The following is a 13,036-nucleotide window of genomic DNA, read 5'->3' as shown; positions in this document are numbered from 1 at the left end:
CACTCATCAATATCGGCCACTGATTTGCTGATTTGGTAAGTGCCAGGAAAGAAAGTGGAACATGGAAGGGCTTTCGCAGTGCACTGATTGCGTGTTGTTAGCCCTGTGGGCATAAGCGACTGACGCAACGAAATGTACATCGAGAAATTTCTGACTGAATACGATGACTCGCTAACGGGTGAGTTGAATGTGGATCCGCTTGGGCAATTAGTCATCTGGTCGTCCTGGGGGCAGGACATCTTTCATAGCCGTATTACTTCTATCGCAAATGATGTACGGCAATATACGCTGAATCTGCTGCATCACAGCGTATTGCGCCAGATACTGGTCGATGAAAAGCTGCAAACTTCAGGCGTGATGAAAGGTCTGTATCCCAAAAAGCAATTACATGAGTTTAGAGTTGCCTGTCTGATCCATTTGGAAAATATTTATATCTACTCCATGCTGGCGGCTGAAAAAAGAGGTGTCACTCTCACTGGTGTGCAGGGTATTAATAAAGCCAGATCTAAATGGAACGCTGCAAATAAAAATCCTCAGATACTTTTTGGTCATGAGAAAAGTAGTGAGTTACTGACTAATCAGATCGCTCTTGGTACCAATGGGCGCTATAAATCGCCAATGATGAAAATGCATTTTTTCTCTACTGATTATCGCTATGATCTGCCGGAAAGCAAGCCAGTGTGGCAGGCAGCAGAGGCATTTATTCGGAATGTACCAGAGCTGAAAAAATTACATGCAGCGGCATTGACTTACATGCAATTGAAAATGCAGGCCTCACATAAGCGCGACCTCAACCCATTTTTCGAAGATATTCCTGTCGGCCTAAAAAAGGCGTATGTAAAGTCATTCCGCGACCCGAAAATGGTCGGGGATTATTCGCGAATATTCTGGCTACAAAGAACGGGGTTAGATAAATATGCAGCGGGTGCTATTTATCGGGTACTCAAGCAGGAACGTTTGGACGAGTTAGAGCTTACAGATGCTGAAGTTTTCAAACGTGCCATGCATCAGGCGAAAAGTATGCCTGAAATGAATGAAAGTGACCTCAGGGCGTTACAACATATCAGTCAGGCAGAGCCATTTTTATCCCTGATCGACCTGATGTTTTCAGGCTTACGCCGACAGAGTAGTCAGACTTTGGCAGAATTTCGTCAATTCTGGCAGTCGCGCGGTCTTACGGAACTTGATCTGCCACAAAAGGCGGCTCAGCTTCTGGAAAATGATGTGCTCCTTTCCTCGCTTTCCGGTACGCCCGCCAGACGTTTTCAGCAACTATTAGCACTGGCCTGTATGCCGTCGCTGGAAGATCAGGTTCGAGGCTTGCTGGATTATCATCACAAGATAATGGAGTCAAGGGGGCAGTTCCCGTGGCTCCTGCTTGAAGGTGATGATATTTTGCTGCAGGTACCACCATGTTCGCTACGCGAAGATCGTCAGAATAGCGACTGGGTAAACCGTTATTATCTACCACAGTTCAGACATTTGCTGAACGGTTTATGGGGGCATTCTGCATGAAGCTGTTAGATGTCTTCAAAAAGCAAATTGCTGATATGGGTATGTTGAAACGTGTCTGGCTCACCACCTTTAATCTGGATATCTCTTTTGTTGAAACGTGGGTACTTCCTGCTGTGTTGGGTATGGACCCGCCCGTTAGTCGTATGGATTACGAAGGTCTGCAGCGTGCGTTGAATGAGAGTGGTATTGATTTCCGCATCTACTGCGATCCGCGCATGATTGCGAAAGAAAAGCCGAAACGTACCTCCATTGCGGTATATCCGGTGTCGGTGCGTAAGCTGGCTCAAAGCGAAGAGTCTTATCTGGATAAAGAGCGCGGGCTGTTTCACCCAAAAGTATTTTATCTCGAAGATCACTACAGAAAGATTATTGTGGGTGCGGGCAGTGCCAACCTTACGCTTAGTGGGTGGGGGCGAAATCAAGAAACTGTGGATTTTCGTTGTGTTGCAAGTAATGCCCAATACCAGCAGGTAAAACGATTTTTTACCACAATTGATAACAGTCTGAATGATGAAGAATTTTTCCCAACCCGTCGCAAGTTTCTCGGTGATGATCCTGATTGGTCATTTATTCACAGTCTGGCTGGTTGCACACTGCTAGATGCATTAAAAAACGGCGGTGAGATTCATACACTCAGTGTTTGGTCGCCTTATCTTGCTGAGGATTTAGCAGGGTTTATCGACAATATTGGGCATGAAGTGCTCGTAGAACTGGTTCCGGATTTGGTTGAGGGACGTTATATCCGCACTCGATGGAGTGACAGTATTCAGGCAATGATTACAAATAAAAAGCTTACCGTGTATCGCTCTCCAGTGCCCAAGGACGATAGGGCATTGATGACCCACGCCAAGCTCTGGCTGGCGAAAAGCAATACCGGTACGCAACTTGCCGTGGGGTCCTGGAATTTCACCAACCCGGGTTGCAGCAGCTTACCTGAGGCAAACTGGAATGTAGAAGCGGGAATTGTGCATCCGGTCTCTCGTAACATCACGATTTGCGGCAAAGAATGGGATGATGTTAATGAAGAGAATTTCGCCAGTGAAGCATTGTTGGAGGAAGAGGCGCTGGAGCCTGATGAACTTCAACCTTTCGATCTGAGCGTTATTTTTGACTGGACTCGATGTGAGTATCAGATTTCCGGGCAATGGTTCGGTGGTAAGCCTGCGTCAGGTTATCAACTGATATTGCCCGGTATCAACGGGGCAAATGAATTGGTATGGAAAGCTACCGGTATAGGTCTGAAATCGCCCCGGCAATTGACGGTATTAAAAAGCAATGCCGTATTGGATAACCCTTTTTATACCCTTCGTAGAACTGGAATAACCGACTGGCAGGGCATGATCGTTGAAAGCGGTATTGAACACCGGCGTGCGTTGAGCTTTAAGTCGCTAGATGACTTACTTAACAGCTATCTGAATTCAGTGGATCCCGCATTGAGTGATCGCCTTATGCTGCGCTGTGCTGGAGCGCAGGATGAAGAGCAAAGTGAGGGGATGGCGCAAGCCATGAATTTAGATGCCACTAGCTATTTCCGCCTCTTTCAGGCTATCCAACAACGGCGCAACTGGCTAGCAGACGCGGACGATGGCACTCAGCTGTATTGTCGTTTGTTCAGTGAACCAGGTTGCTTACAGGAATTGGCTGAAATAGCGAGGGAGCGTATAAATCAACCGACTCAGCCAGTATTTAACTGGTTTCTGGCCCAAGAAGTTAACACTCTGGCCGCTCTGGCAAGAAAGCGTGTTAAAAGCATCCGTCACAAACAAGGGGCTGAAGCCATATCTGTGGCTGTGCACTTGTGGGAGTCTCTACAGGTTGTAATTCCACCTCTAACTAGCGATGCAGCTAGCCTGCGTTATCTCGCAGCTATCAGGGAAGACTGTAGTTATGGTGAATAAGTTAAAACAGATCATTACCCCGGTTGAAGTTTCAGCCGTGATGAATTTCGATGCGACTGATATGCACTGGCAGTATCAATCTGGTGCGTCCAGCATGGCGGCGAAGCAGGCTGAGGGTGTGGCTGGGTTGTGGAATTTGCTGAATAAACAACGATTGGCACTCCTTGCTGATGAAGTCGGCATGGGGAAAACTTATCAGGCGATGGGAGTAATGTTGTTGTTATGGCAGATAAAACCTGATGCACGCATTCTGGTTATGGCACCTAACAGGACGCTCTGTGATAATTGGGAGAGAGAATTTAGCATTTTCACAGAGATACACTATCGGGCTGAACATAATGTCTTTACCTCTTTAGAGGGCAAGACAAAATATGCCCCACAAATTCATGGCAGACTGGCGGAGCTCGCGGCCGCAGTGGAGAAAAAATCTCACCATTTTTACCTTACTACTATCCATTCACTAAGCGGTCTGGTCCCTCCAGATGAAAAAAAAGATGCTTTAAATGCTGCCGCGTCTTATGGCGTGTTATATCGTCAGCAAATTAAGCAAGCTCTTGGAAAAGGAGGTTTTGACTTAATTATAATCGATGAGGCTCATTACTTTCGTAACCGAAGCGGATCACAGCGTGCCGCCGCCGCTCAGGCCTTCTTTGGTGATGCGCGGGACCGGCTGGGGAGCAATGTACTGCTGTTGACGGCAACCCCTAATCACTCAGCATCGCGAAATCTTTATGACATATTTAGCTACTTCAGTGATATGCCAAAACGTTATGCAGAGGATGATGTCCGTGCGCTGATGAATGATTTTGCCATCCGCAGACTGCGCAAAATGCAGGGAAGAGAGAGCAGCCACAGCAAATATGAATATCGTCATGAGCGCGCTAGCATTTCCAGTTTTACTAATAAGATGGATGCCGAGTTGTTTTTTGCTCTATATCAGAAACAACTCGTGGTTCAACTGGACAAAGAGAAAAAGGCAGGTGGCGGCAGGCGCATGCTATATGGCTATCTTGAAGGGTTTGAATCAACGGGCAGTACCGCAAGTGAGCGGGATAATAGTAGTGATGAAGAGGGGCAAATCCATAATGACTTCAACCACGCGCCGGATTCTGCTCTGCTCAATAGCTTGACCCGGCAGTTTCACGATATCTATAACCGCTTTCCAGATCATCCCAAATACGACACTCTGGTAGAGGCCTGCTTTACCAGTGATCCGTTCAAGCAGTCTCAGCCGCTACATTGTAGTAAGCATTTGGTTTTTGTTCGTCGAATACCATCTGTGCGCGAAATTACTCAGCGCATCAACGCACGTTATGATGAAATAATGGCTGAGCGATTGATGAATGTCTGGCAGCTACCTGCAAAGGCGCTGGCAGAATGGCGAGAGTCGGGTTGGTCCCGAGATATTTTTGTTAAGCTTTTATCGGAAAAATCCAATGAAAAGTCCGATTTTGATGAGCATATGCTGGAGGACGGGGAGACAGATGAGCCTGAAACGGATAACGAGCTAAAGCTTTCAAGTAAAATTGCCGAGCTATTTGTTATGAAGAAAACGGGCCTGCGCAGTACCGACTGCGCCAACGTTAGTTTGCGTTTCCGTCGCCCTGAAAGCCTCTTTTCATTATTTCTTGAGCCTGCATTGGATGGTACGACCGGGACCTATCATTATCATTACCGCAAAGAGTCTGGTGAACGTCAACGTGACAGCTATGGTGATGCCGCGAGAGATGCCCGGCTGCAGCAGTCGACAACAGCTCAGAAAATCAAATATATCACTGCTTTGCCCACAGCCTGGGGATTGATGTTTCATGAGCTGCCGCGGCCAGCAAAAGAGCAATTGATTAAGTGGCGTGACCAGTCTAACGGTATGGCAATTATTGAGAACTTTGCCAACTATCTTCGCACGGGTTACCTGTTTGCCAGCCCTGTGATCATTGAGCTCTATTGCTGGTTTACAGAGTTCAACCGTCGACCTCAAACAGGTGAGGTCCAGCAGCGATATCAGCATTTTGTAGAATGGGTCACCCCAAAATTGAATGGATCACTGATGCTACGTTATTTTGTGGCTGCCATTGAAACTTTCGAAACGCTATGTGTGAAAATTGTTGGCCAGAAACTAGATAATACTCAATATACTTGGCGCGAGTTTACTAGCTTGAGTAGCCCAGGTTGGTATGCCAGCGGGCAGTCAAAAAATCGCGAACGTTTGATTCGTGGATTTAATTCACCTTTCTTCCCTAATGTGCTGGTAGCAACCTCTGTGTTGCAGGAAGGCGTGAATCTTCATCTTCAATGCCATCAAGTTCATCATTATGGCATCGCCTGGACTCCTGGTGATAACGAGCAGAGGAATGGACGGGTTGATCGCCTCTTTGGTTGTATCAATACAATGCTTCAAGTCCAGGGGGCGGCTGAGATGATTATCAATTATCCCTACCTTGCAGGTACCTTCGACCAGGATCAGCTGGCATCATTTATACGCCATAAACACAGAGTTGAAGAGAAGTTAGATAGTTGCGAGCTGGAGGATTTTGACAGCGAAATTGATATTCAGGAGGATCCTCAAGGTTGGCAAAAATGGCTACGGCATCCTTGTAAGGATAAAAATAAAGAAGATCCTTACCCAGCCAGGTTTGATCAGTAGTGTTTATCATTTATGCGGGAATAATATATCAGGTGGTTACGAGCAGTTTTTTGCAGGAAACTGTTTTAAATAGAAACTGGGGTCACAACACCACAGGTCAGGCAGTATTTTTCTCCAATCACATTCATTTTTACATAAAACGCAGTGCCAGGAAAAAACAGTGGTACAGACACCAGCTCTGCCAGCATAAATCTCAGTTTTCTTTGTCGGTAATCATTCTTATCCCGAGGGAGCCAGAGCGTTATTTTCTCAATTAATAAAAGGTTTGGAAAGAATAGTATTGGCTCCTGTCAGACAATTCGCAGGCTTAACCGTCCCAGCAAGACTGACAGACACCGCGCTATTGAATGGTTTAGAGGTGTTATGAGGGGGGGAATAGCATGGTTCTCACACGATGAGATGCTGGCGTTTAAGAGCATCAAAGATCGTATCAATTCTCTTGACTGGGACGAGATGCAAAATCTGGTTGCCGGAGTTTTACGCAGTATGGGTTATAAAACGCAGGTGTCACCTGCGGGAGCCGATCGGGGTAAAGATATCATTGCTTCACCTGATGGATTCGGTTTTGAAAATCCACGTATTATCGTTGAGGTAAAACATCGCAGGGAGCAAATGGGAAGCCAACAGATCCGCAGCTTTATCGGAGGTCGCCATAAAGACGATCGCGGGCTTTATGTCAGTACCGGTGGTTTTACAAAAGATGCTCGATATGAAGCCGACCGTTCGACGATACCACTAACGCTTTGGACGCTTGATGATCTCGTCCGTGCGCTTATTGAGAACAACGAACAAGTTGATATCGAGACTAAACTTTTGGTGCCTCTGAAGAAAACGTTCCTGCCTGCCTGAGTCTTGCTTCGACAGCCATAACAGTGTTCTACTGCTATGGCTTTATACCCACTCGGAATGTCTATTTTTTATACGGATTATAACGTGTGGGTACAAGTGCGGGTATAACTATTTAACCCTGTTTCTAAAAAACATTGATATCAGTCTATTAGATGTGAAATTCGAGTCCGGCCTTGCAAAGGTTACAGCTAAGTCACTCATGAGCGGCTTATTTTATGTCTAAAACCCAATATCCCCATGCTCTAGTTGTACACAATCGAATAACAATGCTCAGCTGCCAACAGCAACATACCGCTACTCCCCGGATACCCCATCCACCCCCCCCTACAGAAAGCCACAAACCTGATCCGGATCAAAAAAAGCCGCATTTTCTCTTTGCCGCGCTGCGCTTTTAAGAATCTGTTAAGAACCCGCCGTATAATAAGCGCTTTACTCTACCTTCAGGATGAAACCATGAAAAGAACAGCGATTGCATTGATTACCCTGGCAGCAGCGCTCTCTGCCACCGCCGCGCAGGCTGCCGGCGGCTGTCAGCAGAAACAGCAGTCGATCCAGCAGGAGCTGGAGATGGCGCGCGAATATGGCAATAAAGCGCGCATTAACGGGCTGGAGAAAGCGCTGCGCGAAAATCAGCAGCACTGCACTGATGCGGCTCTGCTGCAGGAGCGTCAGGAGAAAGTAACGGAGAAGCAGCAGAAAGTGTCTGAGCGCGAAGCGGATCTGCAGAAAGCGCAGGCCAGCGGCCGCCGCGATAAGATTGAAAAACAGCAGCGCAAACTCACTGAGGCGCGTGAAGAGCTGGCTGACGCGCAGGCGGAACTGAGCCGCTAAGCGCTGAGCGGCAGAGATCCGTGCGCCTCTGCCGCTGTAAAAATTCACTTCTCCTGCCTGCAAAAAATCCTCACACTGCTGCTTTATTCTGATGGAAAACATGGCATGAAGATACGGTTGCTGCTGGCGCTCCCTCTGCTTAACGCCCTGATGTTACCGGCGATAGCTGAAGAGGGCGTCTCGTTTGCTCACAAAGAGTGGGAGCTGGCGTGCGATAACACGCTGACCTGTCGTGCGGCAGGCTATAGCGCGGAAGAGGGCGCAGGGGGATCGGTGCTGCTGACGCGGGCGGGCGGGCCGGATACGGCGACGCATGGCCGGGTGGTGCTGGCGGATACCGGCGATGATGACTCAAAGCAGGTCGATACGCTGACGCTCTGGATCGACGATCGCCCGCTGGGTGAACTGGCAAAGGCTGATAACGATGAGTGGACGCTGACCGATGCGCAGACCCGGTCGATTATCACTGCCATCAAAGGCAGCGGCAGCGTGGAGTTCCGTGGCGGTGTCGAGCCGTTTGATCTCTCTGCCAACGGTGCCTTTGCCGTGCTGCTGAAAATGGATGAGGCGCAGGGGCGCATCGGCACGCCGGGTGCGCTGGTGCGTAAAGGCAGCAAACCGGAAAGCAGCGTGCCGCCCGCCGTACCCATGCCGGTGATTATTCAGGCCAGAACCGTTGAGGCCAGGCCGCGTCCGCTGACGCCGCAGGAGCTGGCGCGGATCAAGCCGGCGCTTATCGCTACGCTGACGGATGATGACAGCTGCGATAATCTTGCGCCGGCGGACGATCAGCCGGAAGAGGGCGCAGAGCCGCCGACGCTGACTGCTGTGGATGCGGACCACGTACTGATCGCCGCCCTCTGCTGGCGCGGCGCTTATAACGAAGGGTATGGCTACTGGCTGATGGATCGCGCGCTGCAGGGTTCACCGCAGCTGATCACCGACTCCGGTTCCGATTATCACGCCGGGGTAATTAGCGAAGCGCAGAAAGGCCGCGGCATTGGCGACTGCTGGAGTACCGCCGCATGGGTCTGGGATGGCCGCAATTTTGTACAGAGCAGCGATGCTACCACCGGCATGTGCCGCGCCATCCGCGCCGGCGGCGCCTGGCAGTTGCCGGTATTAGTCAGCGACGTCAGACCCGCTCCCTGATTGCAGAACGCACGGTACCAGGGCGCCATAAATGGCGCCCCTGTGGCAGCGTTTGTAGGGAGCAGGTGCGCGATGTGGCCAGGGCGCCATGAATGGCGCCCCTACGGATACCAATGTAGGGGTCGCATTTATGCGACCCGAGATAAAATGGAGCGCGATACCCGTAGGGGCCGCATTAATGCGGCCCGGGGTGGATTGAGCGCGATACCCGCAGGGGTCGCATTTATGCGACCCGGGTTGGATTAGGCGCGATATTATGCGACCCAACGCAGGTTATTTATTCAGGCAGCACTGCTTATATTTTTTGCCGCTGCCGCACGGGCAGGGATCGTTGCGTCCGGTTTTGTCACCGGCAAAGAACGGCAGCTGTGGCTCGGGATCGGGCTGGGCCATGCGCTCGGCCTGCCAGTATTCGTGCAGTTCCAGCGCCGCCGGGCGGATCGCCTCCATGCTCGCTTCGAACGCGTCCGGATCGAGCGCCTCGCGCGCTTCACGCTGCTCTTCGCTGCCGTGGAGGGCAATCGCCTGCAGCTGCGGCTGCAGCGATTCAGGCAGCTGTGACCAGTCGGCGTCCAGCGCGACGCCGCGCATATAGCCGTAACACCAGTCTTCGACCACGGTAAACTCCTGGCCCTCCATCTCCTGCAGGCCAAACAGCGGGTCAAACTGCTCCGGAAACTCAGCCAGACGTTCAGCAATATCATTGAGGTGCTGGAAGGTCAGGGTCATAAAGCGATCCATCTCGCGCTCATTAGCCCATTCAGGGATATGCTTCTGGCCGCCCCACATCGCCACCAGCCACTCGCTGGGTTCAATATCATTCGGGCCGGAGAGCAGGGCGGTCAGCATCCCATCAAGCTCGGCCGTATCCACCACGGAGTGCGCATTGCCATACTTCTCCAGCATCTCATCCAGCCAGTTCAGCTCTTTTTCCGTTAACGGCCCCTGATTCATCAGTTCTCTCCTGCACGTAATATTCTGTACGGGCCTGGCCCGCATCTCATGGCGCGATTATAGCGGCATTATCACGATTATTTGCAATTTTAGCGCGCCTGAATCGGGCCAGGCTGAGGTATGCTGTGGCATGACGCGACGAGCGCCGCACGGCAGCGGGAACCATTGGCCCGGTGCGCTTGTCAGTAAATGGACATCAGACTATTCATCAGAGTGGGAATCACCAATGCGCAGGACACACGTAACCCTTTTATCTGCCGGCCTGTTTCTGGGCGCGCTCAGCCTGACGCCAGCTGCACTGGCAGCGGATGAGCAGACCGATAGCGTGCCGATGCCGCCTCAGGTACAGCAGCCGGATGTGCAGGCCCCTGATGCCGCGCCGGTGCCAGACGCCGATGCGCCAGCCGCTCAGGCACCTGCTGCATCAGGCGATGACGTGCCGGTTCGCCCGTCTAACAACGGCACCGGCGAGCAGCCTTCCGCCGCCAACAACTACAATCTGCACACCATTATTATCGACTACAAAGAGCATAAGGTCGGCGATGTGGTACCGGAAGAGTATCGCAAAAAAGAGTACACCATCACTGACTGGCAGGCGCGTCATCTGCCCGCTCCGCAGGCTGGTGCACACTGGGCTTACATCAACGCCAACTATATTCAGATCACCGATGACAGCGGCAAAATTGTGATGGGCAAATCGGGCGACATCTTCTTTAAAGGATAACGCCAGCAGGCGGGCCACCGGGTCCGCCTGTTTTATTTCAGAGGCAGGAAAGATGGCCCCGACCGTTAATGAGTTTGGCCAGCCGACGGGTACTGCACTGCCTGACCGGCAGCCGCGCCCGCGCGTCTGAGTCCGCGATCAGGGGCGCGGCACGATGCGGATCTCCGCCATGCCAATGCCGAGCTTGCGCGGCGCCTGACCGACAATATTGTCCTGATTCGACAGCTGCGGCGCCGGTGGCACAATCACCAGATTATGGCTGCCGTCGCGATTGCTGAAGTGCAGCGTGGTGGTGGAGAAGCTATCGTCCAGCCGCAGAACCTGCTCCTCGCTGCCTACGCGTACCGGAATCGGCTGCTGCGCATTGGCACCAAACGCGCGCGCGGTGATCACCAGATCGAACCGCGACGGCAGCGGTTCGGCATACTCAATATTCACCTCCGGAGCCAGATTGGCATTGGACCAGCGCCCCCAGCTCTCCGGGCGCGAGATGCCGCTAAAGCGCCGGATGCTGTGCGGAGCGCCCGGCACGTTCAGCACAAAGCTGTCGGCATCGTAGCGAATGTCATTATCCTCAATGCGGATCTGCTGCTGGTTGAGCCGCCAGGTTTCCGGGCTGACGCGCAGCGGCGGAAAGTGCGTTTTGCCGTGCCAGAGCGGCTGATCGATACGCACCACGCTGGGCTGGCCACCCATCTGGCCCATCGCCAGGCAGAGATCGGTGGAGAGCGCCAGCTCCGGCTTCCAGAGTCGCGCCATTTTGAAGCAGCGGTCGGCCCAGACAAATTTGTCGTTCGCGGCAAAATCGGCCAGCTGATAGCGCAGCGGCGCGGCATACTCTCCCTCCGGCAGCGGTTCAACCTGCTTATTGCCCAGCCGGAACAGGATCGGCAGGCGGAACGTGGCGCCGGAGAAGGTAAAGGTATTCTTCTGCTGGTCGATGGTGAACTCTTTCATGCTGGCCGGAAAATTCCACAGCTGCACAATATCAGCTTTCCAGCTGCTGACCTTTTTCGCCATGTCGTCAAACTGCGTGGAGAGCGACGGCGTAGAGAGTGAACTGCGGCCAAGTCCCAGCGCCTTGTCACCGCCGAGGATCTCAAGCACCGTGGCGCCGTTATCCAGCGTGCTGCGTGGCGCATCGCGCACCTCCGCCTGCGGCCGATCGCCGCGAATGACCATAAAGAGATCGCGGCGCGGCAGCTTCGTCAGATAGGGGTGGGCGGTATTGTTCATCGCCAGATGATCGGAGCTGACGACAATAACGGTGTTTTTAAACCACGGCGAAGCTTTAATACGCTCAATCAGCCGCGCCACATGCTCCTGTGAACAGGCGACGGCGCTGAATGACTGGTTCATTTTGCCCTCATACTGATAGCTTTTACGCTGGCAGCTGCGGGAGATAAAGCCATCAGGATGATGGGTATCCACCGTCAGGGTAAACAGGGCAAAGCGTTTGTTCTGCTGCGACAGTTCAGCATACTTCTCAAACACCTCGTCCAGCACGGTGTCGTCGTAAAAGCCCCAGTTGTTGCGGTAGTCGGGATCGGCCACGCGGCTTTTCAGCTCCTGCGCGCCATAGAGATTCGATGCGGCGAAGCCGTGCGAAAGCAGAAAAGTATCTTTGCCGGCAAAGCGCAGATCGGCGCCCTGAATAAACCAGTTCTCATAGCCGCTGTTTTTGAGAATATCGCCGAGGCAGAGACTCTGCGGATAGAAGCTGGAGAGCGCGGCTGAGGCGTTACCGTCAAAAGGCGCAAACAGCGGGATACCGCACTGTGAGGCGACCATGCCGGCAATGGTATAGTCGGTGCCGGGCAGCTGCGCGGTATTGCTGAAATCCAGGCTCTGCGCCTGCTCGCGGCTCAGCTCCGGCGCCAGGTCGGGAAAAGCCTGCTGATTTAAATAGGTGCGCTCCAGGCTCTCGCCGTAGATATAGACCAGGTTGAGCGCGGGCTGTTCAATACGGTTCTGCGGCGTGATGTACCAGGTGGCGAAATCGGAGTCGCCCGCGTGCGCGTGCGACGCAATCAGATCTTTAACCTGACGAAACGCCGGCGTGGTCTGCACCGAGCCGGCGGCGCAGGCGATCGCCAGCAGGCTCCAGCCGAGATGATGCGGACGTTTATGGCGGCGCAAAATCCATGAAAGAAAGCAGAACAGCAGAAACAGCACAATAATCAGCCCGATAGCGGGCACCACATATTTACTGACGCCGGCGCCGGTCAGGCTGTTGGTCAGCGTGTAGATCACCGCATCATTGATGCCGTCACCGGTAAAATAGTTGCTGGCGAACAGCGTTGCATTCAGCACAATAAACAGCGTCAGCAGCAGCAGCATCAGGCTGAACCAGAACGTATTGCGTCCGGCTTTAGAGGCGTAAATGATGATGGCGGTCAGAAACAGCACGATTGAAAGCAATGCCAACGGCAAATCCTCACGATAGATGAATAGCGCAGCGCCAGCGGC

General features: G+C 52.2%; 8 protein-coding genes and 1 pseudogene. 7 read left to right on the top strand and 2 right to left on the bottom strand.

Annotation, left to right across the window (positions count from 1 at the left end; all coding sequences use genetic code 11):
* Positions 1-132: 132 nt before the first annotated feature.
* The 6 genes and pseudogenes from B4M48_RS02310 (at position 133) to B4M48_RS02285 (ending at position 8,889) form a co-directional block, all read left to right on the top strand.
* Positions 133-1,515, top strand: coding sequence for a hypothetical protein (locus B4M48_RS02310; protein ID WP_288655843.1), 1,383 nt, complete (start codon positions 133-135; stop codon positions 1,513-1,515).
* A complete protein-coding gene (locus B4M48_RS02305) occupies positions 1,512-3,413 on the top strand; it encodes a hypothetical protein (RefSeq protein WP_288655842.1) in 1,902 nt (633 codons plus the stop codon). The genes B4M48_RS02310 and B4M48_RS02305 overlap by 4 nt, the downstream gene beginning before the upstream one ends.
* Positions 3,403-6,057 (top strand): DEAD/DEAH box helicase, encoded by a 2,655-nt coding sequence (locus B4M48_RS02300; protein WP_288655840.1) that lies wholly within the window; start codon positions 3,403-3,405, stop codon positions 6,055-6,057. Before B4M48_RS02305 ends, B4M48_RS02300 begins: the two co-directional genes overlap by 11 nt.
* Positions 6,058-6,453: 396 nt before the next feature.
* Positions 6,454-6,906, top strand: a pseudogene (locus B4M48_RS02295) (restriction endonuclease); the annotation flags it as partial.
* 453 nt (positions 6,907-7,359) lie between these two features.
* Positions 7,360-7,737 carry a DUF1090 domain-containing protein gene (locus B4M48_RS02290; protein ID WP_071669116.1) on the top strand — a complete coding sequence of 126 codons (378 nt, stop codon included), beginning with the start codon at positions 7,360-7,362 and terminating at the stop codon, positions 7,735-7,737.
* Between the two features lie 105 nt (positions 7,738-7,842).
* Positions 7,843-8,889 (top strand): DUF1176 domain-containing protein, encoded by a 1,047-nt coding sequence (locus B4M48_RS02285; RefSeq protein ID WP_071669115.1) that lies wholly within the window; start codon positions 7,843-7,845, stop codon positions 8,887-8,889.
* Between the two features lie 273 nt (positions 8,890-9,162).
* Here B4M48_RS02285 and B4M48_RS02280 read toward each other — a convergent pair whose 3' ends face one another.
* Positions 9,163-9,843, bottom strand: a complete 681-nt coding sequence (locus B4M48_RS02280) for a YecA family protein (protein WP_288655837.1) — start codon at positions 9,841-9,843, stop codon at positions 9,163-9,165.
* Positions 9,844-10,069: 226 nt separating this feature from the next.
* On the opposite strand from B4M48_RS02280, the gene B4M48_RS02275 reads away from it, so the two are divergent.
* Complete coding sequence (locus B4M48_RS02275; protein WP_288655834.1) at positions 10,070-10,567, top strand: RcnB family protein; 498 nt, start codon at positions 10,070-10,072, stop codon at positions 10,565-10,567.
* A 138-nt stretch (positions 10,568-10,705) separates the two neighbouring features.
* On the opposite strand, the gene opgB is transcribed toward B4M48_RS02275, so the two are convergent.
* Positions 10,706-12,994: a phosphatidylglycerol--membrane-oligosaccharide glycerophosphotransferase gene (gene opgB, locus B4M48_RS02270; protein ID WP_414692652.1), complete on the bottom strand. Its 2,289-nt coding sequence runs from the start codon at positions 12,992-12,994 to the stop codon at positions 10,706-10,708.
* Positions 12,995-13,036 lie beyond the last annotated feature (42 nt).

The organism is Pantoea sp. UBA6567 (genome assembly GCF_002434165.1).
Lineage (GTDB): Bacteria > Pseudomonadota > Gammaproteobacteria > Enterobacterales > Enterobacteriaceae > Pantoea > Pantoea eucrina.
The sequence above is the reverse complement of the archived record's forward strand: the minus strand, read 5'-3'. Positions and strand labels throughout refer to the sequence as shown.

Coding starts and splice junctions, on each gene's coding strand:
- B4M48_RS02310 (WP_288655843.1), top strand. CDS start 133: ATGTACATCGAGAAATTTCTGACTGAATACGATGACTCGCTAACGGGT.
- B4M48_RS02305 (WP_288655842.1), top strand. CDS start 1,512: ATGAAGCTGTTAGATGTCTTCAAAAAGCAAATTGCTGATATGGGTATG.
- B4M48_RS02300 (WP_288655840.1), top strand. CDS start 3,403: ATGGTGAATAAGTTAAAACAGATCATTACCCCGGTTGAAGTTTCAGCC.
- B4M48_RS02290 (WP_071669116.1), top strand. CDS start 7,360: ATGAAAAGAACAGCGATTGCATTGATTACCCTGGCAGCAGCGCTCTCT.
- B4M48_RS02285 (WP_071669115.1), top strand. CDS start 7,843: ATGAAGATACGGTTGCTGCTGGCGCTCCCTCTGCTTAACGCCCTGATG.
- B4M48_RS02280 (WP_288655837.1), bottom strand. CDS start 9,843: ATGAATCAGGGGCCGTTAACGGAAAAAGAGCTGAACTGGCTGGATGAG.
- B4M48_RS02275 (WP_288655834.1), top strand. CDS start 10,070: ATGCGCAGGACACACGTAACCCTTTTATCTGCCGGCCTGTTTCTGGGC.